The 22,924-nt window shown below is 69.4% G+C and carries 26 protein-coding genes and 1 pseudogene; 11 read left to right on the top strand and 16 right to left on the bottom strand.

The window, feature by feature from the left end; all coding sequences use genetic code 11:
* Nucleotides 1-2: 2 nt before the first annotated feature.
* Entirely contained in the window at nucleotides 3-392 is a 390-nt protein-coding gene (locus KLK06_RS55240) for a VOC family protein (RefSeq protein ID WP_214643921.1), read from the bottom strand.
* Nucleotides 389-691 (bottom strand): metalloregulator ArsR/SmtB family transcription factor, encoded by a 303-nt coding sequence (locus tag KLK06_RS55245; protein WP_214643922.1) that lies wholly within the window; start codon nucleotides 689-691, stop codon nucleotides 389-391. The genes KLK06_RS55240 and KLK06_RS55245 overlap by 4 nt, the downstream gene beginning before the upstream one ends.
* A 90-nt stretch (nucleotides 692-781) precedes the next feature.
* On the opposite strand from KLK06_RS55245, the gene KLK06_RS55250 reads away from it, so the two are divergent.
* Nucleotides 782-1,435, top strand: coding sequence for a glycosyltransferase family 2 protein (locus KLK06_RS55250; protein WP_214643923.1), 654 nt, complete (start codon nucleotides 782-784; stop codon nucleotides 1,433-1,435).
* A gap of 19 nt (nucleotides 1,436-1,454) precedes the next feature.
* Here KLK06_RS55250 and KLK06_RS55255 read toward each other — a convergent pair whose 3' ends face one another.
* Entirely contained in the window at nucleotides 1,455-2,393 is a 939-nt protein-coding gene (locus tag KLK06_RS55255) for a beta-ketoacyl-ACP synthase III (protein WP_214643924.1), read from the bottom strand.
* 45 nt (nucleotides 2,394-2,438) lie between these two features.
* Between KLK06_RS55255 and KLK06_RS55260 the strand changes: the two genes are divergently transcribed.
* The gene (locus KLK06_RS55260) at nucleotides 2,439-3,056 is read left to right on the top strand and encodes a TetR/AcrR family transcriptional regulator (protein WP_214643925.1); all 618 of its coding nucleotides are present in this window, start codon (nucleotides 2,439-2,441) and stop codon (nucleotides 3,054-3,056) included.
* 64 nt (nucleotides 3,057-3,120) lie between these two features.
* On the opposite strand, the gene KLK06_RS55265 is transcribed toward KLK06_RS55260, so the two are convergent.
* From KLK06_RS55265 to KLK06_RS55280, 4 genes are all read right to left on the bottom strand, one after another.
* Nucleotides 3,121-3,333 carry a hypothetical protein gene (locus tag KLK06_RS55265; protein WP_214643926.1) on the bottom strand — a complete coding sequence of 71 codons (213 nt, stop codon included), beginning with the start codon at nucleotides 3,331-3,333 and terminating at the stop codon, nucleotides 3,121-3,123.
* Between the two features lie 123 nt (nucleotides 3,334-3,456).
* Nucleotides 3,457-4,161 (bottom strand): response regulator transcription factor, encoded by a 705-nt coding sequence (locus KLK06_RS55270; protein ID WP_214643927.1) that lies wholly within the window; start codon nucleotides 4,159-4,161, stop codon nucleotides 3,457-3,459.
* Entirely contained in the window at nucleotides 4,158-5,327 is a 1,170-nt protein-coding gene (locus KLK06_RS55275; RefSeq protein WP_214643928.1) for a histidine kinase, read from the bottom strand. Before KLK06_RS55275 ends, KLK06_RS55270 begins: the two co-directional genes overlap by 4 nt.
* Before the next feature lie 36 nt (nucleotides 5,328-5,363).
* The gene (locus KLK06_RS55280; RefSeq protein ID WP_214643929.1) at nucleotides 5,364-5,948 is read right to left on the bottom strand and encodes a hypothetical protein; all 585 of its coding nucleotides are present in this window, start codon (nucleotides 5,946-5,948) and stop codon (nucleotides 5,364-5,366) included.
* Between the two features lie 216 nt (nucleotides 5,949-6,164).
* Here KLK06_RS55280 and KLK06_RS55285 point away from each other — a divergent pair, with 216 nt between their 5' ends.
* Nucleotides 6,165-6,914, top strand: coding sequence for an SRPBCC domain-containing protein (locus tag KLK06_RS55285; RefSeq protein ID WP_214643930.1), 750 nt, complete (start codon nucleotides 6,165-6,167; stop codon nucleotides 6,912-6,914).
* A gap of 43 nt (nucleotides 6,915-6,957) precedes the next feature.
* On the opposite strand, the gene KLK06_RS55290 is transcribed toward KLK06_RS55285, so the two are convergent.
* The gene (locus KLK06_RS55290; RefSeq protein WP_214643931.1) at nucleotides 6,958-8,502 is read right to left on the bottom strand and encodes an alpha/beta fold hydrolase; all 1,545 of its coding nucleotides are present in this window, start codon (nucleotides 8,500-8,502) and stop codon (nucleotides 6,958-6,960) included.
* 44 nt (nucleotides 8,503-8,546) lie between these two features.
* The gene (locus tag KLK06_RS55295; protein ID WP_214643932.1) at nucleotides 8,547-9,104 is read right to left on the bottom strand and encodes a TetR/AcrR family transcriptional regulator; all 558 of its coding nucleotides are present in this window, start codon (nucleotides 9,102-9,104) and stop codon (nucleotides 8,547-8,549) included.
* Nucleotides 9,105-9,151: 47 nt separating this feature from the next.
* On the opposite strand from KLK06_RS55295, the gene KLK06_RS55300 reads away from it, so the two are divergent.
* On the top strand, nucleotides 9,152-10,327 hold the full coding sequence (locus KLK06_RS55300; protein WP_214643933.1) for a cytochrome P450: 1,176 nt from the start codon (nucleotides 9,152-9,154) through the stop codon (nucleotides 10,325-10,327).
* Between the two features lie 18 nt (nucleotides 10,328-10,345).
* Here the strand turns inward: KLK06_RS55300 and KLK06_RS55305 are convergent, their stop codons facing one another.
* Genes KLK06_RS55305 through KLK06_RS55315 form a run of 3 tightly spaced genes read right to left on the bottom strand, consistent with a single transcriptional unit; the run spans nucleotide 10,346 to nucleotide 12,179 of the window.
* Nucleotides 10,346-10,885, bottom strand: coding sequence for a bacterioferritin (locus tag KLK06_RS55305; RefSeq protein WP_214643934.1), 540 nt, complete (start codon nucleotides 10,883-10,885; stop codon nucleotides 10,346-10,348).
* 56 nt (nucleotides 10,886-10,941) lie between these two features.
* A complete protein-coding gene (locus KLK06_RS55310) occupies nucleotides 10,942-11,388 on the bottom strand; it encodes a YdeI/OmpD-associated family protein (RefSeq protein WP_214643935.1) in 447 nt (148 codons plus the stop codon).
* Nucleotides 11,385-12,179 carry an alpha/beta fold hydrolase gene (locus tag KLK06_RS55315; RefSeq protein WP_214643936.1) on the bottom strand — a complete coding sequence of 265 codons (795 nt, stop codon included), beginning with the start codon at nucleotides 12,177-12,179 and terminating at the stop codon, nucleotides 11,385-11,387. Before KLK06_RS55315 ends, KLK06_RS55310 begins: the two co-directional genes overlap by 4 nt.
* Nucleotides 12,180-12,255: 76 nt before the next feature.
* On the opposite strand from KLK06_RS55315, the gene KLK06_RS55320 reads away from it, so the two are divergent.
* Both KLK06_RS55320 and KLK06_RS55325 read left to right on the top strand, forming a co-directional pair.
* Nucleotides 12,256-13,080 (top strand): helix-turn-helix transcriptional regulator, encoded by an 825-nt coding sequence (locus KLK06_RS55320; RefSeq protein ID WP_214643937.1) that lies wholly within the window; start codon nucleotides 12,256-12,258, stop codon nucleotides 13,078-13,080.
* Between the two features lie 44 nt (nucleotides 13,081-13,124).
* A complete protein-coding gene (locus KLK06_RS55325) occupies nucleotides 13,125-14,087 on the top strand; it encodes a zinc-binding dehydrogenase (RefSeq protein WP_214643938.1) in 963 nt (320 codons plus the stop codon).
* A gap of 12 nt (nucleotides 14,088-14,099) precedes the next feature.
* Here the strand turns inward: KLK06_RS55325 and KLK06_RS55330 are convergent, their stop codons facing one another.
* Nucleotides 14,100-14,843, bottom strand: coding sequence for a GAF and ANTAR domain-containing protein (locus KLK06_RS55330; RefSeq protein ID WP_214643939.1), 744 nt, complete (start codon nucleotides 14,841-14,843; stop codon nucleotides 14,100-14,102).
* Between the two features lie 69 nt (nucleotides 14,844-14,912).
* Here KLK06_RS55330 and KLK06_RS55335 point away from each other — a divergent pair, with 69 nt between their 5' ends.
* The 5 genes from KLK06_RS55335 (at nucleotide 14,913) to KLK06_RS55355 (ending at nucleotide 20,895) form a co-directional block, all read left to right on the top strand.
* Complete coding sequence (locus KLK06_RS55335; protein ID WP_214643940.1) at nucleotides 14,913-16,559, top strand: dihydroxy-acid dehydratase; 1,647 nt, start codon at nucleotides 14,913-14,915, stop codon at nucleotides 16,557-16,559.
* 39 nt (nucleotides 16,560-16,598) lie between these two features.
* Nucleotides 16,599-18,578: a hypothetical protein gene (locus tag KLK06_RS55340; protein ID WP_214643941.1), complete on the top strand. Its 1,980-nt coding sequence runs from the start codon at nucleotides 16,599-16,601 to the stop codon at nucleotides 18,576-18,578.
* A 183-nt stretch (nucleotides 18,579-18,761) separates the two neighbouring features.
* Nucleotides 18,762-19,337, top strand: a complete 576-nt coding sequence (locus KLK06_RS55345; RefSeq protein ID WP_214643942.1) for a dihydrofolate reductase family protein — start codon at nucleotides 18,762-18,764, stop codon at nucleotides 19,335-19,337.
* A gap of 538 nt (nucleotides 19,338-19,875) precedes the next feature.
* On the top strand, nucleotides 19,876-20,151 hold the full coding sequence (locus KLK06_RS55350) for a hypothetical protein (protein WP_214643943.1): 276 nt from the start codon (nucleotides 19,876-19,878) through the stop codon (nucleotides 20,149-20,151).
* Between the two features lie 135 nt (nucleotides 20,152-20,286).
* On the top strand, nucleotides 20,287-20,895 hold the full coding sequence (locus KLK06_RS55355; protein WP_214643944.1) for a DJ-1/PfpI family protein: 609 nt from the start codon (nucleotides 20,287-20,289) through the stop codon (nucleotides 20,893-20,895).
* Between the two features lie 35 nt (nucleotides 20,896-20,930).
* On the opposite strand, the gene KLK06_RS55360 is transcribed toward KLK06_RS55355, so the two are convergent.
* From KLK06_RS55360 to KLK06_RS55370, 3 genes and pseudogenes are all read right to left on the bottom strand, one after another.
* Nucleotides 20,931-21,872: an ATP-binding protein gene (locus tag KLK06_RS55360; protein ID WP_250907544.1), complete on the bottom strand. Its 942-nt coding sequence runs from the start codon at nucleotides 21,870-21,872 to the stop codon at nucleotides 20,931-20,933.
* A 44-nt stretch (nucleotides 21,873-21,916) separates the two neighbouring features.
* A pseudogene (locus KLK06_RS63405) lies at nucleotides 21,917-22,219 on the bottom strand (AAA family ATPase); the annotation flags it as partial.
* A 153-nt stretch (nucleotides 22,220-22,372) separates the two neighbouring features.
* Complete coding sequence (locus tag KLK06_RS55370) at nucleotides 22,373-22,882, bottom strand: MarR family transcriptional regulator (RefSeq protein WP_308168955.1); 510 nt, start codon at nucleotides 22,880-22,882, stop codon at nucleotides 22,373-22,375.
* Nucleotides 22,883-22,924: the final 42 nt, after the last annotated feature.

Here is a 22,924-nt window from a genome sequence, read left to right on the forward strand (position 1 = left end):
GCTTAGCCGGCCTGGTGGGCGATCTGGATCAGGTTGCCGCAGGTGTCGTCGAGCACGGCGGTGGTCACCGGTCCCATGTCGGCGGGCTCCTGGGTGAAGCGCACGCCGAGGCCGCGGAGCCGCTCGTACTCGGACTTCACGTCGTCGACGGCGAACGAGGTGTAGGGGATGCCGTCGGCGACCAGCGCCTCCTTGAACGGCTGCACCGCCGGGTGGCTGCTGGGTTCGAGCACCAGCTCGGTGCCGTCCGGGTCCTGCGGGGACACCACGGTCAGCCACCGGTCCTCGCCGAGCGGGACGTCGTGCTTCTTCACGAACCCCAGCACCTCGGTGTAGAAGCGCAGCGCCTTCTCCTGGTCGTCAACGAGCACGCTCGCCAGGTTGATCCTCATGCCGGTTCCCTCTTCTCGGGCTTGGTGAGCCACCGCTCGATGATCGGTTCGAGCGGGCTGGTGTTGATGTAGTGGAACTTGTACCGGCCCTCGCGCCTGGTCTCGACCAGGCCGGCCGCCTCGAGAACGTCGAGATGCTGCGAGACCGCCTGCCGCGACGAACCGAGCCCATGCTTGGTAGCCAGCCGGGCGCAGATCTCAAAGAGCGTCTGTCCGTCGCGGTCGGTCAGCTCGTCGAGGATCGTCCGGCGCGTGGAATCAGCCAAGGCCTTGAAGACGTCACCCACACGCCGCACCATAGGCAAGCCGATACTTGCATGTCAACTAGAAGATGGTTGTTCACGACTCTGTAAGAGCCGGCCGGAGGCTTCGGCTCTAGCCTCGGAGGCATGATCGATGTCGTGCTGCCCTGCCTGAACGAGGCCGCCGCCCTGCCATGGGTGCTGGAACGCATGCCCGACGGCTACCGCCCGATCGTCGTGGACAACGGCTCCACGGACGGCTCGGAGCGGGTGGCCGCCGCGTACGGGGCGCTGGTCGTATGGGAGCCGCTGCGCGGGTTCGGCGCGGCCTGCCACACCGGGCTGCTGGCGGCCACGGCCGAGCTGGTCTGCTTCATGGACGCCGACGCCTCCCTGGACCCGCGCCAACTCCCGCGCGTCGTCGAACCGGTCGCGTCGGGCGCAAGCGACCTGGCGCTGGGCCGCCGCCTCGCTGTGGGTGGCGCCTGGCCCGCGCACGCCCGGCTGGGGAACGCGGTGCTGGCCCGGCGGCTGCGGCGCGGCTCCGGCGTGCCGCTGACCGACCTCGGACCGATGCGGGCCTGCCGCCGCGCGGCGCTCGTCGAGCTGGGGCTGACGGACCGCCGGTTCGGCTACCCGCTGGAGATGGTGCTGCGGGCCGCCGCCGCGGGCTGGCGGATCTCGGAGACGGAGGTCGACTACCTGCCGCGCGCCGGCCGCTCCAAGGTGACGGGCACGGTCCGCGGCACATGGCGCGCCATCTCCGACATGCGCGCCGTCCTGGCCACCCACCACGCCTGAGCATGCCTGTTGAGCCGAACTAGGGACAACGGACGATCATGCCCGCGTACGACAGGTTCCCGCCGAACCCGAAGAGCAGCATCGGCGCCCCCCGCCGCACCTCACCCCGCTCCAGCAGCTTCGACAGCGCCAGCGGGACGCTCGCGGCCGAGGTGTTGCCCGATTCGACCACGTCACGGGCCACGATCGCGTTGACCGCGCCGAGCTTCTGCGCGATCGGCTCGATGATCCGCAGGTTCGCCTGGTGCAGCACCACGGCCGCCAGTTCCTCCGGCTTGACGCCGCCACGCTCGCACGCGCGCCGGGCGATGTCCGGCAGCCGCGTGGTGGCCCAGCGGTAGACGGTCTGGCCGTCCTGGGCGAACCGGGTGGGCGTGCCGCCGATCCGCACCGCACTGCCTAATTCGGGGGCCGAGCCCCAGACGACGGGCCCGATCTCCGGCTCCGCCGCCGCGCTCAGCACCGCCGCCCCGGCGCCGTCGCCGGTCAGTACGCACGTCGTACGGTCGGTCCAGTCGGTCACGGCCGTCATCTTGTCCGCGCCGACGACCAGCGCGTGAGTGGCGGCCCCGGCCTTGATCGTGTGGTCTGCCATGGCCAGCGCGTGGGTGAAGCCGGAGCACGAGACGCCCAGGTCCATGACGGCCGCGTCCGGCACGCCGAGCTTGGCCGCGACGCGGGAGGCGATGTTCGGGGCCCGCTCGGTCTGGGTGCAGGTGGCCACGAGCACGAGGTCGATGTCGGACGCGTCGAGCCCGCTGCCCGCCAGCGCCTTGGCCGCCGCGTGCCCGGCCAGCTCGGTCACGCCCTCCTCCGGCCCGGCCATGTGCCTGGTACGGATCCCGACCCGCTTGGCGATCCACTCGTCGGAGGTGTCGACCATGGCGGCGAGGTCGTCGTTCGTCAGCACTTTGGCGGGTTGGTAGTGGCCGGTGGCGACGATGCGTGATCCGTTCATGGGCCGGACTATAGCAACCGACCGTTCGGACGCTAAAATGGCTCGATGAGCCCGCGCAGATCCGTGGCAGAGGCCCTCGGCACCCGCTCCACCATTCTCGACCGCTCGGTCGGCATCGCCTCCGTCGAGGGGCTGGAAGGGCTGACCATCGGCCGCCTCGCGACCGAGCTCGGCATGAGCAAGTCCGGTGTGCTCGGGCACTTCGGCTCGAAAGAGGCGTTGCAACTGGCGGTGCTGGACCGGGCGGGCGAGGTCTTCCGCGCGGAGGTCTGGGAGCCCGTCGTCCGGATCGAGCCCGGAATGCCGCGGCTGCGGGCGCTCTGCGAGGCGTGGATCTCCTACCTGGAGCGCGGGGTCTTTCCCGGCGGCTGCTTCTTCGTCGCCGCGGCCCACGAGTTCGACGGGCGCGCGGGGGCGGTACGTGACGCGGTGGAGGCCCGGTTCGACACCTGGCGGGCGCGGCTGCTCAAGGAGACGCGGCGGGCCGTGGCCGCCGGGGACCTGCCGGGCGGCGTCGATGCCGAACAGCTCGTGTTCGAGCTGCACGGCCTGGTCATGTCGCTGAACCACACCTTGCAACTGCACGGCGACCGCCAGGCCGTCACATGGGCGCGCAGGGCCGTACGGGCTCGTCTCGGCATTTCGCCAGCGGCCATCTCGTAAGACGGCGCGCTTAAGAGGCCGCGCGTCCCCGCTGGGTGCGGCGTCGGCATGGGGGTCGGTCGGGTCAGCTCGCCGAGAGCTCCTCGAAGAGCGTCAGCGCCGCTTGGCGTACGTCCTGCGGCGCGAGTCCGTCGAGTGTCTGCCTTGCCTGGAAGACGTCGCGTGTGGTGGCCAGCGTGATGGCCACGGACGCGGCCGCCGCGCGGTCCAGCGAGCCCGCCGGTGCGGCGTCGGCCAGCTGCTGGGCGCTCGCGGCGAGGTCGAGGTTGTCTCTCAACGGGCCTCCTCGGTGATAGCGGGTCGGCCCATTGCATCACCTGGAAGGGTGTTTCATCCACTGTTAGGGCCGTTCCCGATTCGTCGGTCGAATACGTCCCCGCCTACCCCGTCCGGCCACGTATTACGCACCCGGCACCGTGAGGCCCGATTCGTAGGCGGTAATCACCGCCTGCACCCTGTCGCGTAGCCCGAGCTTGGCGAGCAGATTGCTGACGTGTGTCTTCACGGTGTGCTCGCTGACCACCATGGCCTGCGCGATCTCCGCGTTCGACAGCCCGCGTGCGATGAGCTGCAGCGTCTCGCGTTCTCTGGCAGTCAGTACGTCCAGCGCGCCGGTGGGCCGGGCGGTCGGCCGGGAGGTGAACTCGGAGATCAACCTCCTGGTCACCGTCGGCGCCAGCAGCGATTCCCCCTCCGCGACCACCCGTACGGCGTTGACCAGGTCATCACGGCGCACATCCTTGAGCAGGAACCCGCTGGCGCCCGCCCGCAGCGCGTCATAGATGTAGTCGTCGTGGTCGAACGTGGTGAGCATGAGCACCCGGCAGCCCGTCTCCGCGCACACGATCTTGGCGGCCTCGATGCCGTCCATCCTGGGCATGCGGATGTCGAGCAGCAGCACGTCCGCCTCGTGCTCGCGGACCGCGGCGATCGCCTGGACCCCGTCGGCCGCCTCGGCGACCACGTCGATGTCCGGCTGGGCGTCGAGGATCATCGCGAATCCGCCCCGGACCAGCTCCTGATCGTCGGCGACCACGACCCGGATGCTCGGGGACGCGTCCAGGCCGCCGCCGGCGGTTGGGCCGACAACGGTCCGGCCGGTCATGCCTGGGCCAGCGGGAGTCGTACCGACACCTGGAAGCCCGGCCCGTCCGTGCGGCGACCGGCCACGGCGGTGCCACCGCAGGCGGCGGCGCGCTCCCGGATGCCGATCAGCCCGTGCCCGCCCGAAGGCAGTCCGGGCCCGTCGATCGCGCGCCCCCGGCCGTCGTCGGTGATGTCGAGCAGCAAGGTGTCGTCCTCCCAGGTGAGCCGGATGTCCGCGTGGTTCGCGCCGGCGTGCTTGACGATGTTGGTGAGCGCTTCCTGCGTGACCCGGTACGCGGCGACGGCGCAGTCGGGCGAGACCGGACGCGGCCGGCCGGCCGAGGCGAACCCCACCCGAAGCCCCGTATGCGAGACCTGGTCCGCCAGGGCGGGCAGGTCGTCGATGGTGGGCTGGGGCGCGCGCGGCGCCTCCTCGTCCTTCAGCACGCCCAGCATCCGGCGGAGCTGCATCATCGCGTCCCGCCCCGCCGCGGCGATCGCGTCGAAGGCGGCCTCCGCCCGGGCCGGGTTGCTCCTGACCACCACGGGCCCCGCCTCCGCCTGGACGACCATGAGGCTGACCGCGTGGGCGAGGATGTCGTGCATGTCGCGGGCGATCCTGGCGCGCTCGTGCTCGGCGGCGCGTTCCGCTTCCACTTGTCGCTCCCTTTCCAGCCGTTCGGCCCGTTCCTCCAGCGCGGCGGCGTGGGCGCGGGAGGTGGCCGAGGCCCTGCCGATGGCGTACGCGGCGACGAACAGCACGGTCCCGCGCAGCGCGGTCTCCGACGAGCCGACCAGGAGCAGGCCACCGGCGATGGTCATGGCGAACACGGTGATCCGCTGCCAGGTGCCGGAGTAGGCGGCGACCGTGTAGAGCGCGACCAGCCCGCCGTACCAGATGGGCTGGCGCGCGACGTGGTCGGCGAGATCGTAGAGGGCGCCCGTGCACAGACTGGTGATCAGTACGGTGATCGGCGCCCGCCGCCGCCAGATCAGCGGCAGCGACGCGAGGATCACCACCAGGTACCCCCACAAGTCCCAGGGTTGGCCATCCTGCCCGTTATCGGACAGCAGCGGCCAGAGCTGGGCGATCAGGATCACCGCGGTGAGCGCGCCGTCCACCCAGAGGTGAGGGAGCGCCCGGATCCTTCGCCGCAGGATGTCAATAAGCGACAAGTCGGACACAGTGCCTCATCTTTCCGCACTTTTACCGGAGGGCTCTCAGGCGTGAGCGGGGACGCGCCGCAGCGCCGGCGTGCGGCGGCTCATCAGCGGCAGGAACGAGACGAACAGCAGGACCGCGCCCACCGGGATGAGGTCCTTGTTGACCGCCGATAGCACGATCTCGGCCAGCACCGCGACCGGCACCCAGAACTTGACCATCCGGTGCCCGGCGAGCAGGCCGGCGAAGGCGAGCTGGGCGACGTAGAACAGGATCGGGCCCACGCTGTAGACGACCACCGACACGCCCGGCACCGCCTGTACCTGCGTGAACATCGAGCTCATCGCGTCATGGTCGGCCGCCAGGAAGCCGATGACGATGTCGATCGTGAACTGGGCGGCCGCGCAGCCGATCCCGACGACGCCCCCGATTAGGGCCGTGGTGGCGAGCGCCGACCGCCCCAGCATGCTCCGCATTTCCCAAAATATCGGGACGAATAGCGTCAAAGCACCAAGAAAGGCTAGGTGTCCGACGGTCCAGGCCACGCCGGGACCGCGGACGCCGTCGAGACCGTCGACGATTCTGAGCACGCCGTAGGCCAGGACGAGCAGCGGGGCGGCGATGAGCGCGGTGCGATTCTTCATGGTCGGTTCTCCTCGGAGGCGGGGGATATGCAGCCAATCCTCGGAGTTCGCCACTCGAATGGGATCGCCGTGACGGGCGATCCTCGCCCTCCCTCTCAAGAGTGAGTCCGGTCGCCCGCACGGGCGACCCTGCCGACAATTATGGAGTGCTTGACAAGTCTTATTGTCGGTGGAAGGGTCGATAACACCGAAAGGACATCCACCGAGGAGCCGGTCATGCCGCACGAGTTCGAGGTAAGTCACGAGATCGAGCTGGACGCCTCACCCGAGGAGGTCTGGCAGGCGATCGCCGAAGGGCCGGGCATCGACTCCTGGTTCATGGGCCATAGCGAACTGGAGCCCCGCGAGGGCGGCAGAGGCACGCAGACCTTCGGCGGCGACTTCACCATGGGCTCGACCGTCACCGCGTGGGAGCCGGGCAAGCGGCTCGCCTACCGCGGCGACGAGAACCCCGAAGACGGCACGTTCATGGCCTTCGAATACCTCATCGAAGGCCGCGAGCGCGGCAGCACGGTGCTCCGCTTCGTGCACAACGGCTTCCTCGGCGACGACTGGGAGTCCGAGTACGACGCGCTGAAGATCGGCGACCTCCAATACCTCAACAAGCTGGCCGCCTACCTCAAGCACTTCCGCGGCCGGATCTCGACGCACAACCTCATGCTCTGGGGCCCGCGGGCGTCGCACGCTCAGGCGTGGGCCGCCTTCCAGAACGTGCTCGGCCTGACCGGCGGCATCGCCGCGGGCGACCGGGTCACGATCACGCTCGACGGGGTCGCGCCGGAGGAAGGCGTGGTCGAGTGGGTCACGAATCCCGGAGCGTTCATCGGGGTGCGGACCGGCGACGGGCTCTACATGTTCATCCACGGTCAGGGCACGGTCGTGGTCGAGCACCACGCCTACACCGACATCGACGGGCAGGCGCTGGAGCAGTCCTGGCAGGGCTGGCTGGCGAAGGCCTTCGCTTAGAGAGGCATCGGGCCCGGCAGTCGCCGGGCCCGGAGGCCCGTGGTCAGCTCGGGGTCGCGCTGCCCGCGCAGCCTCTGTCGATCCGGCCCGTCTCGAAGTAACGCACCACGTCGGCGGCGCACTCAGGTATCCGGGTGGTGGACACGTGCACGTCGTCGGCGACCGTGTAGACGGTGCCGCCGATGGCGCGCCGCGTCTGCAGCGTCCAGTCGTAGACGGACATGAACTCGTACAGATGCCCCGCCAGCACCAGCGACCCGCCGCCCCGCTTCAACGTGGCCTCCTGCACCGGCAGCGGCCAGCCGGAACACAGGGAAACCAGCCCCCAGGCCCGGCCGGTCGCCGGAAGGCGCCGCACGAGCTGCTGGTAGGCACGCCAGGCGGTGTCGAAACCGGGCCGGCTGCTGTCCTCGTTGCAGGCGACCGCCAAGTTCATGGTCATGTTCTGCATTTCGGGCGCGCCGGGCACGGGCGCCCCCATCGGAGCGCCCAACAACTCCTTGACGGTGGGCGGGGCGGTGGTGCCCGTCGCCGTCCGCAGTTCGGCCAGCGCCTTGCCCGCCCGCGCCCACTCGGTCGAGTTGCGCCTGGCCAGATCGGCGACGGTCGAGCCGTCGATGGGCCGCTGCAGGTCGGTGTAGGTCTTGGGGCTCTCGTCGTACGTGCGGACCAGTTTCGCCACCTCCTCGCGCACCTGCCGGGCGGTGGCACCGAGACCGTAGACCTCATCGCGGCGGGCCAGCCATGCGGCCATGCGCCCGAAGTCACGCTCGGCCGCCGCCGCGCTGTCCTCGATGTGCTTGTCGAACCGGGTCCACGGCGGCGCCGTGCTGTCCAGGAAGGCCCGTCCGGTGTGCTGGGGGAACAGGCTGCGGTACACCATGCCCAGATAGGTGCCCCAGGAGAGGCCGAGCAGGTTGAGCTTGCGCTCACTCAGTGCGGTCCGCACCAGGTCCAGGTCCTTGGCCACGTTGTCGGTGGTGAGCTGTCCGAGGAAGGCGGGGTCGGAGTTCCCGCACTTCTGGTTGGCGGCGATCTGGGCGTCGTATATCTTCCTGGCCGCCTCCTCGGTCAGCGTGCCCGGCTCCGGCGGGCCTCCTGGCGAGATGGGGCAGGCGACCTTGGTGCTGTAGCCCACCCCGCGCGGGTCGAGGCCGATGATGTCGTATCGCTCGTTGAGCTTGGCCATCTCCTCGTTCCTGAGCACGATCCGCAGGACCGGGTCCAGGTATCCGCTGCCGCCCGGCCCTCCCGGCAGGACGGCGGTGGCACCGAGCCGGTGAGCCTTGTCCGTGGCGGCCAGCCGGGTCACCGCGATGTCGATCTTCCGTCCGCCGGGGTCGCGGTGGTTCAGCGGGACGCTGACCGTCCCGCACTCCAGGCGCTTCATCAGGGTACGGAAGTCCGGAACCCGCTCCTCTGCCACGCCCAGGCTGCGGATCACCTCATCGGAGTAGGCCGGGCAGGATTTCCACTGAACGGACGACACGCTGGAGCTCGGGCCGGCGGTGGCGCCTGCCGCGAAAGGATGCGCCACCAGCCCCGCCAGCGCCAGCGCCAGTGCCGTGAGTGATGTTCGGTACGTCATACGGAGCAGGTGTAACGCAGCGGTGGTTTCCTCGCTGTTTCCGCTCAGGAGGCCGCTTCGATGACGCCGTGGATGGCCCGGGAGACGCGCTCGGCGGCCGTGCCGGGATCGGGCCGTCCGGCGTCCAGCCACGCGATGACCCCCTCGATGGCCACCGCGAACACCAGCCGCGCCGCCCAATCCGCCCACTGCCGGTCGGCGATCCTGGCGGCCAGATGCTCGCGGGCGATCCTGACGGACTCCCTGGAGAAGTCGTCGACGAGGTCACGGAACTCCGGCTCGCGGGCCGCGTACCGGAACAGCAGCCTGAACCCGTCGGGGTCCGCCTCGGCCGCCCGCATGAGCGCCGGGATCGTCTGGTCGGTGAAGTCCGCGTCCCCCACCCGCTGGGTGAGATGCGCGCATGCCCGGTCGAGCACCGCCCGATAGAGATCGGTCTTCGACTCGAAGTGCCGGTAGAGGATCACCCGGCTCACGCCGGCCTCGGCGGCCACGTCGTCGAGGCCGGTGGCCGTGTAGCCGCTGCCCGCGAAGGCGCGCGTCGCGGCGTCGAGAATCTGCTCCCGGCGCTCGGCTCGGGGCATCCGCCGGACGGTTTCCATGCGCGCTCCTCTTGTTTACTCTCAAGTCTACAAATACCGTTGTACACATGCCAGTAAACAAGCTTCCCTTCGACCAGCCCGAGCTACTCCGGCCGGCCCCGCTGCTGCGCGGGCTCCAGGCCGAGGGGCCGGTGCATCGCGTTCACACGCAGACGGGCGACGATGCCTGGCTGGTGACCGGCTATGAGGAGGTGCGCCGCCTGCTCGACGACGACCGGCTCGGCCGCTCGCACCCCCAGCCGGAGAAGGCCGCGCGCATCGGCGAGTCCGCGCTGTTCGGCGGCCCGATGGGCGACTTCGACACCGAGCGCGAGGACCACACCAGGATGCGGTCGCTGCTCCAGCCGCACTTCACGCCGAAACGCATGCGGGCGTTCCGCCCTCGCGTGGAGGAACTGACCACCCAACTGCTCGACGAGCTGGAGCGCCAGGGCTCACCGGCCGATCTCCACCAGGCGCTGGCGCTGCCGCTGCCGATCCTGGTCATCTGCGAGCTGCTCGGCGTGCCGTACGAGGATCGCGGCCAGTTCCGCGCCTGGTCGGAGGCGGCGGGCAACACCGCCGACCACGCCCGCTCGATGCAGGGGCTGACCGACCTGTACGAGTACGGCAAGAGGATGGTCGAGCTCAAGCGCCACGAACCGGGCGACGACGTGATCACCCGGCTCCTCGAGCTGCCCGACACGGACGAGGACGAGATCGCGATGCGGGCCATGAACCTGCTGTTCGCCGGGCACGAGACCACGGTCGTGCAGATCGGCATGGGCGCGCTGTTCCTGCTGGCCAACTCCGGGCAGTGGGAGGCCCTCCTGGCCGAGCCCGACCTGCTCACCGGGGCGATCGAAGAGATCATGCGGACGCCCATGGTGAACGGGACCGGCGGCATCCCCCGATACGCCCGCGTCGATCTGGCGGTCGGCGATGCCATGGTCAAGGCCGGCGAGCTGGTCCTGCTGCACATCGGCATGGCCAACCACGACGAGAAGGTGTTCGCGGACCCGGAGCGGTTCGACGTCACCAGGCAGGCGGCGGGTCACGTCTCCTTCGGGTACGGCGCTCGCTACTGCATCGGGGCACCGCTCGCCCGGATCGAGTTGCAGGCGGTGTTCGCCCAGCTCATCCCGCGTTTTCCGGGGATGCGGCTGGCGGTTCCCGTCGAGGAGCTCCGGCTGCGCGCCGACTCCCTGACATCGGGCCTCGTCTCGCTGCCCGTGAAGTGGTGACGGCCGCCTGATCACCTCTCATGCGGTGGAGGGGATGCGTTCGAGCAGACTCTGCATGTCGTCGGCGTGCTCCTCCTCCTTGGCGAGGAGCTCCTCGAACACGCGGCGGGTCGTGATGTCCTTGTCGCCCAGCCACTGGATGATCTCGGTATAGCTGGCCACCGCGATCCGTTCGGCGACCAGGTCTTCCTTGATCATGTCGATCAGCCCGCGGCTCTCGTCGTACTGGGAGTGGGCGCGGGAGGTCAGCGTGTCGGGGTTGAAGTCGGGTGCGCCGCCGAGCTGCACGATCCTGGACGCGAGCTTGTCGGCGTGCTCCTGCTCCTCAGTCGCGTGCTCCAGGAACTCCTGCGCCACGGACTCCGACTGCAGCCCGGAGGCGGTGTAGTGGTGCCGCTTGTAGCGGAGTACGCACACGAGCTCGGTGGCGAGGGCTTCGTTGCAGACCTGGATCACACGCTCCAGGTCGGCACCGTAGGCGTCGGTGATCGGACCCTTGCCGATCTCGACGCGGGCGCGCTCACGGATGGTCTTGATGTCGGTCAGGAACTCAGCCATGGCGCCCATATGCCCACTCGCTCGGCAAAGACGCCCCATCACCCGCAAAAGTGCGGTCAGGCCTCACCGTTGGCGAGCCTGGTGATGGTGTCCGCGATGCGCCGCTGCCTGGTCTCGGCCTTCTTGGCGCCCTCGACCTGGAGGACATAGCGGAGTCTGCGCGAGTACGACAGCCCGTCGAAGAAGCGCTTGGCCTCGGGGGCGCCGTCAAGCGCCGCGGCCAGGTCGGTGGGCACTGTCACCTCGCGAGGCGCGGTGTCGAGCTCCAGCGCGACCTCTATCTCGTCGCCGGCGGCCACACCCGCGCCCTGCCGGTGCTCGGCGCTGATCGGCAGCATGTACCGGCCGCCCATGGAGGCGACCGTGCTGCGGTAGCCGTACCCGTTGATCGTGACGTTGACGGCGGGCCGCTTGCTCCCGCCGAGGCCCTCGACCACGTCGGCGGGGACCTCGATGCCCGTGGCGGTCTTGCCGCCCAGCTCGACGACGGCGCGGAATCTCATCGGAAGAACCCTTCCAGAACCGGCGCCAGGGCCGTGGCCTTGACGATGTGCGTCTGGCCGTCGAGCGTGTGGTGCTCGGCGTTGGGCAGCACGTCGGCCCAGGCGCGCATGGCGTTGCGCATCCACGCCGGGCTCTTGCCGCCGTCGATCACCAGGGCCGGGATCTTGACCGAGGCCCAGGGGGCGGCGGGGAGCGGCTTGCCGTGCTCGTACTCGGCCACGAACGCGACATCGTACGGCAGCGTGTGGACGACGGCCTTGAGGCCGGACCAGGCGGGCATGAAGCGCATCATGAAGACGACCGCGCCGGGCAGGTTGACGCCCTCGCGCATGAAGTAGCCGACCGCCTGACCGCGGCGGCCGGTGGCCACCATCTCGTCGATCTGCCGCTCGTAGTCGTCCGGGATGGGCGGCCGGGTGTCGTCGACCACGAACGGCGCCTCGTAGACGGCCACCTTCGACACCGGCAGCCCGCTCTCGACGGCCGCCATGGCCAGCGCCGCACCCGACGAGATGCCGTACAGGAAGGCGGTGCCGCCCGCCACCTCCACCAGCGCGGCGAGGTCCTCGATCTCGCGCTCGGGGGCGAACGGCGCGGTGTCGCCGCTGGCGCCGCGGCCACGGCGGTCGTAGGTGTAGACGGTGAAGCCACGGGCCAGCTCCTTGGCTAATGCCGGGTTCGGCCCGGCCGCGCGGTGGCAGAGCGCGCCGTCGACGAGGATGACCGCCGGACCCTGGCCGATGCGGTCATAAGCGATTTGGGTGCCGTCTTGGGAAGTGACCTTGTCCATGCCTGCAGCATTTCACCGACAATTAATTTTGTCAAGCCTCGACCTGGGCTTTCCCGGCAGCGTTTAGGGTGAGTTCGTGACTGCCAGCCAACGCCGCCAGCTCAAAGAGTTCCTGCGCGCCAAACGGGAGGCCCTCACACCCGCGGACGTCGGTATGCCTACCGCAGGGCGCCGCCGTACTCCCGGACTGCGCCGGGAAGAGGTGGCCGTGCTCGCCGGTGTCGGGGTGTCCTGGTACACCTGGCTGGAGCAAGGCCGCGACATCAAGGTCTCGGACGCCGTGCTGGACGCGGTCGCCCGCACGCTGAAGCTCGACGAGGCGGAGCGCACGCATCTGTATGTGCTCGCCGGGCTGAATCCGCCCGACCCCGCGGGCCGGCCGGGCGAGCCGTTGAGCGACCAGCTCCGCGGCGTGCTGGACGCATGGATGCCCAACCCGGCGCATGTGCTGGACCGGCACTACAACCTGGTGGCGATGAACGACGCCGCCAGGTGGGTGTTCGGCTATGACGACGACGTCCGCAACTGCATGGTGGCGTTCTTCACCCACCCGACCTATCGCAGCAGGTTCACCGAATGGCACGAGTTCGCCCCGGACATGGTGGCCGACTTCCGCGCCAGTGCGGTCCGGTATCAAGACGATCCGGTCTTCGAGCGGATCGCCGAAGAGCTGTGTACGGCCAGTCCGGAGTTCGCCGAGCTGTGGGCGCGGCCGGATGTCCGTTCCCGCTCCCAGGGAATCAAGGCGATCACTCACCCCGAAGCCGGGGACCTCACCTTCGAGTACTCACTGTTCCGGTTGCCGGATCGCGCGGACCTCAACGTGGTGCTGCACACGCCGCATCCCGACACCGACACCAAGGAGAAGGTGGAGCGCCTGGTGGTGGTACACCCAGGTTGAGCTGACACTGCCTTGTCGACAGCCGTCGAAGCACGATGGACGGCATGAAGGCAATCACGATTCCCGAATTCGGCAGCGCTGACGTCCTCCGCCTCGACGAGGTCGAGATCCCCGAGCCCGGGCCGGGGCAGGTCTCCATCGACGTGGCCTACGCGGGCGCCAACTTCGCCGAGATCCTCTACCGGCAGGGCGTGGTGGACGTACCTTTGCCGTTCGTGCCCGGCATCGAGGTGTCCGGCCGTATCCGAGCGCTCGGCCCCGGCGTCGAGGGACTGCGTGTGGGCCAGCCGGTCGCCGCGCTGACGATCGTCGACAGCGGCGGCTACGCCGAGGTGGTGACGGTCTCCGCCGACCTGGTGTCCCCGCTGGACGGCTATGACCTTGGGCTGGGCGTCGCGGCGGCGCTGCCGTCCAACAGCACCACCGCGTTCCTCGTGCTCGACCGGGTGGCCCGCATCGAACCGGGGGAGACCGTGCTCGTGCACGCCGCCGCCGGAGGCGTGGGCAGCCAGCTCGGCCAGGCCGCCCGGTTGCTGGGCGCGGGCCGCGTGGTGGGCACCGTGGGCAGCCCCGCCAAGATCGAGAAAGCCAAGGCGTTCGGCTACGACGAGGTCGTCCTGCGCGAGCAGGTGGCCGAGGCCGGTCGGTTCGACGTCGTGGTGGACATGGTCGGAGGTACGGCCCGCCGTACCAGCCTGGACCTGCTCGCGCCGATGGGCCGGATGGTGGTGATGGGCAACGCCTCCGGCGCCGAGGACGTCGGGATCTCGGCCAACGAGGTGTGGTTCACCAACAAGACGGTCTCCGGGTTCAACCTGGCCGCGTTCTCCGCCGCCTTCCCCGCGGAGGCGGGCCGGGCGCTGCAGCGGGCGGTGGCCGCGGCCGCGAGCGGGGAGCTGCGGGTGCAGGTCGAGTCGCTGCGGCTGGAGCAGGCCGCGGAGGCGCACCGCCGCATCGAGTCCGGCCGCACGACCGGCAAGCTCGTGCTCGAAATACTCGAAGTATGAGGGGCGGCCGCCCTACGGCGGATCGTCGAAGTGCAGGCTCTCCGGGGGCTGTCCGCTCACTGACCGGATGAGATCGGAGGACACCTCGCGCACCTTCCGGTTCTGCTCCTGGGAGATCTGGCGCAGCAGGTCGAAGGCGTCGTGGGCGGTCCAGTGGTGCTCGCCCATGATGATGCCGAGCGCCTGGTCGATGATCGCGCGCGTGCCGAGGGCCTCGCGGAGCTGCGTGGCCAGCTCGAGCTGGCGGGCCGAGCGCAGCGCCGCGTCGAGGAGGAGTCCGATGTGCTCGGCGGTCACGCGGGCGGCCCGCCGGGCCTCGTGGACGAGGGCGCCGGGTCGGCGGGAGTAGAGGTTCAGCGCGCCCAGCCACACGCCTTCGGCCCGCAACGGCTCGGAATGTACGCTCCTGACCCCGTGAGCGAGCATCCGCGCCGGATACCCGCTCCAACGCGTCTCGGTGGCGAGATCGGTGGCGACGACGGGCTCGCCGGTCGCCATGGCGTCGAGGCAGGGGCCCTGGCCGCCGCTGTACTGGATCTCGTCGAACACCCTGACGTGGGCCGCGGAGGAGGCGACGGTCTGTACGCGCCCGTCCTGGCGCAGGGTCACTCCCGTCATGGGCCGCCCCGGCATGGCGGCGGCGATGTCGGCGATGTGACGGAGCGCCATATCGAGGTCCTCGGCGCCGTGCATGACGGCGGACAGCTCACGAAGCGTTGCGGCGACGCTCTTCGCGTCCATCGGGGAGTCTGCCATCTCGCCCCTGAACTGCCCTGGGCCGATGCCGCCTAACGTCCGAGGCGCCCCTGTTCGTAGGGTGGCTTCATGAGCATCGCCGATGATCCAGACCGCGCGCCCGCCCGCTCTCACCTGTACGCCATGGGAATGTCGGAGGAGGAGATGCGTCGTCCGATGATCGGCATCGCCTCCACCTGGACCGGCACGATGCCCTGCAACCTCACCCACCGCGAGCTTGCCGCCCACGTCGCCACCGGCGTACGCAGGGCGGGTGGCACGCCGATGGAGTTCAACACGATCGCCGTCTCCGACAACCTCACCATGGGCACCCCCGGCATGCGCGCCTCCCTGGTGAGCCGCGAGATCATCGCCGACTCGATCGAGCTGATGGGGCGGGCGCACGGGTTCGACGCCCTGGTGTGCGTGGTCGGGTGCGACAAGACCGTACCGGCGGCGATCATGGCGCTGGCCCGCCTGGACGTACCCGCCGTCGTCCTCTACAGCGGCAGCATGATGCCCGGCCGCTGGCGCGACCGGGACGTCACCATCCAGGACATGTGGGAGGCGCTCGGCGAGCGCGCGGTCGGCCGGCTCGACCAGGCCGACGTCGACGACCTGGCCAAGTACGCGTGTCCGGGCCCCGGCACCTGCGCCGCCCAGTACACCGCCAACACCATGGCGGGCGTCGCCGACTTCCTCGGCCTGGCCCCGTTCGGCATCGGTGACATCCCGGCGGTCGCCGACACCAAGAACGCCGCGGCCGAGCGCGTCGGCGAGATCGTCATGGACGCCCTCGCCCGCGACGCCAGGCCCTCGCGCGTCCTCACCGAGGACGCCCTGCACAACGCCATCGTCTCGGTGGCCGCCATGGGCGGCTCGACGAACGCCGTACTGCACCTGCTCGCCATCGCCCGCGAGGCCGGGCTGCCGCTGCGCGTCGACGAGATCGGCGCCATCTGCCGGCAGGTCCCGATCATCACCCGGCTCATGCCCAGCGGCGCGCACACCGCCGCCGACCTGTGGCGCGCCGGCGGCACGGCGCTGGTGGCGCGGCGGCTGCTGGAGGCGGGCCTGCTGCGCCCGGACGCCGTGCTGGTCGACGGCCGTACCTACGCCGACGTCGCCGCGGCGGCGGAGGAGACGCCGGGGCAGCAGGTGGTGACGACCGTGGAACACCCGGCCAAGGCGCGCGGGGCGCTGGCGATCCTGCGTGGCACGCTCGCTCCTGACGGGTGCGTACTGAAGCTCAGCGGCAAGGAGGATTTCCGGCGTGAGGGGCCGGCCAGGGTGTTCGACGGCGAGGAGGCCTGTTTCGCGGCGATCCAGGAGGGGCGGATCCGGCCGGGTGACGTGATCATCGTCCGGTATGAGGGCCCGGCCGGCGGGCCCGGGATGCGGGAGATGCTGTCGATCACTGGGGCGCTCGTGGGGACAGGGCTGGGGGACTCGGTGGCGCTGGTCACCGACGGGCGGTTCAGCGGGGTCTCGCATGGAATGGTCATCGGGCATGTCGCGCCCGAGGCGTACGTGGGCGGGCCTCTCGCGCTGGTGCGCGACGGTGACGTGGTGGTCATCGACAGCGCGGCGGGGACGCTCGATCTGAGCGTGCCGGAGGAGGAGCTGGGGCGGCGGCGGGACGCCTGGGTGCGGCCGGAGCGGCCGGTCGAGCGGGGGGTGCTGGCCAAGTACGCGGCGACCGTCGGGTCCGCCTCGGACGGCGCCGTGACTGTTTGACCGGTGCCAGAGCTCCTGGCTGGCTAGCCTGAGACGACAATGACACGGACCTTCTTCGAACCTGACGAGACCGAGGAGTTCGAGGCGGCCGCGGACCTGCTGATCCGCCGCTGCCTCGCCTGGGCCGGCGAACGCGGTCTGCCGGCCGACGGCGTGGTGCTGGCGGCGGCTCTCGAATCGCGCCACCACAGCCGCGACGGCCGCCTGGCCTTTTGGGATCGCGAACAGGTGCGGCGCTTCCTGCTGCTATGGATGCCGCACCACGTCGTCGCTCCCCAGGACGTGCTCGACGCGGCACCGGAAAGCCTGCGGACACTCCTGCGCTACCTTGACGCGTCCGGTCTGTGGGACCCGCGCGGCGCCCCGGTGGCGGAGCTGTCGGACGTCGTGACCGCGGCCGAGTACGCCGCCGCGCTGGACGATCCGCTCCGCCAGAGCGTCGCGAAGTTCTGGGCGCGAATTGCGCTCGACAGAGGTGTCGACCTCGACAGTCGCCGGGCTGTGGAGAAGTTCCAGCGGGACATCGACGCCGGGCGGGTGCCGTACGACGCCGAGGTTCTCGACCAGTTGATGATGGCCCGGCTCGCCGAGCCGGAGCTGGACGAGGAGCGCGCGTACGCCCAGCCGCCCATCGCCCTCCCACCTGCGGCGGAGCTCGCCGAGGCGGCGGCTCGGAGCGTTCTCGTACGGCGACTCGCCGCCGTGGCGGAGTGGGCCGGTGCGGACGGGCGACCGCTCACCGCTGCTGGGGCTCCCCGGCGCCCCGACGCCCGCGAGCTGGCGGCACTGCTGGAAACCGGGGAAGACGACCTGCTCCAGCTGAACCTCCTGCTCGCCTGGGCGAAGAAGGCACGGCTGATCCGTACGAGCAAGGGACGGCTGTTCCGGGTGGCCAAGGCCGCGCCGATCCTGCGCGATCCCGAAACCCTGTGGAGACGCGCGTTCGAGGCGTTCTTCGAGCTGGGCAGCACGATCGGGGCGCCGCCGACCTCCTGGGACTCCGCCTCCATGCTCGTCGAGTCCTTCGACGAGATCCTTCCGGACGTACTGAACTCGATGTACGGCCTGCCGAGCCCTATCCCGGTAGTCCGCCTCCAGGAGTCGGTGTGGCTGGCCTGCAAGGAGTACTTCCTGGTCGATGGCGAGAGGTCGGGGGAGGAGGTGTGGCGGCGGCAGGTAGACCTGGATCTGGTGGCCGCGCTCGAGGCGCTGGCCGCGCTCGGTGCCGTGGAGCTGAGCCGTGGGGCGGCCGACGAGCTGTACTCCAGCGACCTCGATGACGAAGACCAGCCCCTGGATCCGGAGGCCGCCGCCCGGCTGCTGGCCCGCCTGCGCGAACCTGACCTCCTTCTGGCCCGGCTGACGCCGCTGGGCCTGCGGGCCACCCGGGGACGCATGCTCGCCGAAGGCCGCGACGCCCCGCTGATCGGCGAACTGGCCACCGCCCCGCCCGCCGCACTGCTGGGCCTCCTCGCCCAGCACTACCCGCCGGAGGCGGCGGCCGTCGAGGTGGCCGGGTGGCTGGCGGTGCCGGGCCAGGACGTCGAGGCGCTGCTGCAGGGCGTACGGGACTGCCCGTTCCGTACGCGTGCGACGGCCATGCTCGGCACCATGACGGAAGCCCTGACCGACGGCCCGTCGATCATCCGTGGCCTGCGCGGCGACCCGATCCTGGGACCCATCGCCTTGACCGCGCTCCTCGACGGTGAAGACCTCCAGCCCGAGTCCCTCAGCGATCGGGAACAGCTGTTGCTGCTGGCGGAAGGGCTGCTCAACCTCCTTGAGCTCGGGGGAGCGGAGGCGGTCCTTCAGGAGGTCACCGAGATGGCGGGGAAGGACGCGACGGAGGTGATCGAGGCGGCGCTGAGCTCTGGGCATCCTGATGTCGCCGGACTGAAGGAGCTGGGCGCGCTCCTGCCACAGTTGACCCGAGCCCACCACCCGCTGCGCCTCGTGCCCGGCAACGCACCGGGGTCACGCGGCCGGCGTCGCGGCCACGGCAAGAAGCGCAAACACTGACGCATCCTGTTTTGTGGCTCTTCCGGATTGAGGGTGTATCAGACCACAACTACACACTCAGATCGGATGAGCCCGGAAAGTTTTGCAAGAAATCCGGGAGGCGTGTCGGATCAGGGCTGTGGTGTTCGTAGCAGGGGTGAGGCCGCCACAAGGCGCGCGACCAACTTCCCGCAAGGAGACACCATGACTGCCACGTACACCTTCGACATCTTCTCCACGCTTGACGGCTTCGCCAACCACAACGGCGACTGGGGCGGCTACTGGGGCAAGCAGGGCCCCGAATTCCTCGCGTATCGCGCCGCTGCCTACCGCGACCCGCTGCGCATGGTGCTCGGGGCCAAGACCTACTCGTCGAACGCGCCGTTCCTTAACGCAGGCTTCGACCGCAGCCTGTTCGACGGGTGGATCACGCGCATGTTCGACTCCCCGGTCACGGTGCTCTCCAGCCGGCTGACCGAGCCGCTCGAGTGGCCGGACACGACCATCGAGTCCGGCGATCCTGTCGAGGTGGTCACGCGCCTCAAGGCCGAATCCGATGTGCCGCTGCGCTCCCACGGCAGCCTGACGCTCAACCGGGCGCTGCTGAACGCCGGCCTGATCGACACCATCGAGGTGACGGTCTTCCCAGTGATCTCCGGGACGACCGGCGTGGACCGGATCTTCGACGGTGTGGACGACTTCGACCTCGAACTGCTCGAGGCCCGGACCTTCGACGGCCACACGCAGGTGCTGACCTATCGGCCGACCCGACACAGTTGATCGGCGACGGGGCGGCGTTGAGCCATGCCGGGATCGCCATCCTCGCCGCGTGCGTGGTGTATGGCGCTGTGCTCCTGACGTCGACACGCGGACCGCCAGCGAAAACTCTGCACGCCTTAACTCGACGACTCCGTGCGGGGGTTGACTCTCTCGTCGCTGACAATGGTCGTGGCCACACGTTAATCGCTCAGGTTCGATTGGCGCTGGCACAGGGGCCAGACCTGATGTGGGTCGGCTCCCTCTCCGACGCGTGGATGATCATCTCGCTACCATTGACGGTTCCTGGGCGTGGAGGTGACCGTGCTGAAGGTCGACTGGCGTCCCGGGGCGGGGGATCGTCGCGATCTGCAAGCGGGGAAAGGGGCGGCAGGCGAAGCGAGTTCGTCACCGCCCGCCGTACAGGATGATCCAGCCGCGCTGGCGGTCTGGATCGCCGCCATCCCAGCGGCCGAGAAGGACGCGCTGCCCCACCCGCCCCGAAGGCGACTACGACATCGCCGTCGAAGCCACTTCCACAGCTTCGGGGGTACGGCAGGCCATGCGTGCCCTGGCACCTGGCGGCATCTGTACCGCTGTCGGCTACTACCTGGCGACGGGCACCCGGGTGCCACTGATGCGCATGTACGCCACCCTCCACCTGGGCGTCTCCCACACCCGCGCGATCCTGCCCGAACTGCTGGACTTCGTACACCGCACCGGCTTCCCCGCCGAACGTGTCACCACGCTGACGGCCGAGTGGGATCAGGCACCCCAGGCCTACCGCGCCCGCACCACCAAGGTCGTACTGCGGCGCGATCCGCTCAACGGAGATTGACAGCCGCAGCACGCAGTGGTGCTGCTCTGCCGGTGGGACCGGTCGGTGGGGCGTCGGCGGTAAACGGACGCGTCGGCTCATGTGTGAGACTTGAACCGTATGAGCTTGTAACGGATAGCTGTAGGGGGAGTGGTCTTGCAGGTCGCGGTCGTCACATTTGACGGATTCAACGAACTCGACAGCTTTATCGCGTCCGCGCTGATCAATCGTGCTCGAGCGCAAGGCGTGACTGCGTACATCACGACACCGGCGCCCGTTGTGACATCGATGAATGGCGTGGAGGTGACCGGTCAGCGGCCGTTGGACTTTGTCGCCGAGGCTGACGTCGTTCTCCTCGGCAGTGGCATCAAGACGCGTGATGTCGTGGCTGATGACACGCTGCTGGCGCGTCTACCGCTTGACCCCGCACGACAGTTGATCGGCTCGCAGTGCTCCGGAGCCCTGGTACTCGCGCACCTCGGTCTCCTTGCCGGGCGACCTGCCTGCACCGACACCATCACGCGGCCTTGGCTCGAGGAGCGCGGGGTGGCGGTACTGGACGCGCCGTTCCACGCGGAGGGCGCGATCGCTACCGCGGGCGGATGCCTGGCATCTGTGTACCTGGCGGCGTGGACGCTGCTCCACACGGTCGGCGAGGCCGCGGCCTGGGGCGTGATCGAGTATGCGGCGCCCGTGGGTGAGAAGCAGGAGATCGTTCAGCGCGTCATGTCCAGGGTGCGCGCGGTCGAGGCAGCGTTGCACTGACCCTGACCTTAGGTCCTGCCCTGCCTAGCTTTTGGCTAGCGGCGGGACGGCAGGCTCGGCGTGACCGTATCCGGTCCCATATGATTCCACAGGATCGACAGTGGCGAAAAGAAGATTCGATCCCCTGAGGGGAGATTCGTCGCACCGAGGTGCAGGACATACCCGGCACGGAACCTGTCGCCGAGTTTGTCTCTCAACCAGCGCAGGTGCTTGGCGTCCTCGCTCTTGGGCGTGGCCGACGCCTTGACCTCGATGCCTACCACAGTGCCGTCGCGGCGTTCGAGGATGAAGTCGATTTCGCGCTTCTCCCTGTCCCGATAGTGCCGCACGGTGACATGTCGGCGGGCGAAGGTCGACAGCTTGAGAAGCTCTGCGAAGACGAAGGTCTCCAGTAGTCCGCCGAGGGCGGGATGACCAGGGGCAAGGAGTGACTCCGCATCCACATCCATGAGATGGGCGGCCAGTCCGCTGTCGGTCACATAGCTCTTGGGCGCGTGGGTCACCCGTGAGCTCAGGTTGTTGGACCATGCGGGCGCCGGAGCGACCAGGAACACGGTTTCCAGGTAGGCCAGATACGTACGCACGGTTGCGACGTCCAGCCCCAGACCTTCGGCGATATGGGCGAGGACGACCTGGCCGCCTGCTCGGGCCGCGACCAGAGCGATCAGGTCGGGGATCGCCTGGGCCTTGTTGACATGGGCGAACTCGCGGATGTCGCGCGAGATCACGGTGTCCAGGTAGCCGCGGAACCACGCCCGAATCGCCACTGGTGACTTCAGGCGCAGGACTTCCGGATAGCTGCCCTGGCTAATGAGGTGGATGTAGTCCTCGCGCGTCCATGCCGACTGGCGACCAGTGAAGCCCCCCGGGTCGATGAACGCCTGATCGCAGAATCTGCCTGCGTCACCCACTCGCTCGCTGACCGCGAAGGGCCACAGGTCCACGAAGGCGACCCGGCCCGCAAGCGACTCCGACAATGTGGGGATGCTGAGAAAGCGGTCGACCCTGATAGCACGAACTGGCCTGGAGACCAGTCCTCGTCGACTACCTGCTTGATGGCCAGAATCAGGGGATCGCCGGCTCGTTGAATCTCGTCGATGATCACTGGTTGGGGCCGTCTGCGTGCGAAGGTGCGCGGATCGTCCTTGGCGATGGCGAGCTCTGAAGGATCGTCGAGGGTGGTGAACGTGGCTTCGCCGAACCGTCGGCAGGACTGGAGCAGCGTTGTCTTGCCGGACTGGCGCGGTCCGTTGATGATCACGATCCTGAGCTCTGCGAGAAGCTCCTTGAGAGAGTCGGCCGCGAGCCGAGGAAGAAGATCCATATCGCCCCCACCTGCAAATAGACTGTGCAGAGCCCGGGTTTTCCCTGTTTCGCGGGCCAAGTTTTCCCTGTTTCGCGGACTCTAGTTTCCCTGTTTCGCGGGCTGCGCGTAGGCAGGATCGCCGATCGACGGTCAGGAAACCCATCCGCCGGGCTACAGCCCCTGCCGTCGCTGGACGTCCGCTGTCAGCTTCGCCAGCAGATCGACAAGCGTGTCCCGTTCTTCTTTGGGCAGGCCCGTGACCAGGCTGGCCTCGCGGCTGAGCACCGAGTCGACCGATCGCTCGATGAGCGCGTGTCCCTCGTCTGTCAGTGACACATTGACGCTTTTGCGCCCTGTGGTGCCCGGTGCTCGCCGTACCAGACCGTCGCGTTCGGCGCGGGCGACGCGCTGGGAGATCGCGCCGGCCGTCACCAGGGTGCGGCTGGCCAGCTCGCGGGTGGACAGTGTGTACGGCGGGCCGGAGCGGCGGATCACTGACAGCAGGTCGAGAGTGGCCGCGTCGATGCCGGCTGCGCGCAGGACACGGGCGCGGTCGTCGGCGAACATCTTCGCCAGCCGCCAGATGGGCGTGACGATCTCGATGGACTCCGTAGGCGTGCCTGGACGCTCGCGCTGCCAGGCCGCCGCGATCTCCGCCGGGCCGGCCGGATTGTCGGTCACTGTCGATCCTCCGCTATGTTTAGGTCTAAACAACGATACCCG

This window comes from Nonomuraea sp. NEAU-A123 (genome assembly GCF_018603905.1).
Taxonomy (GTDB): Bacteria; Actinomycetota; Actinomycetes; order Streptosporangiales; family Streptosporangiaceae; genus Nonomuraea.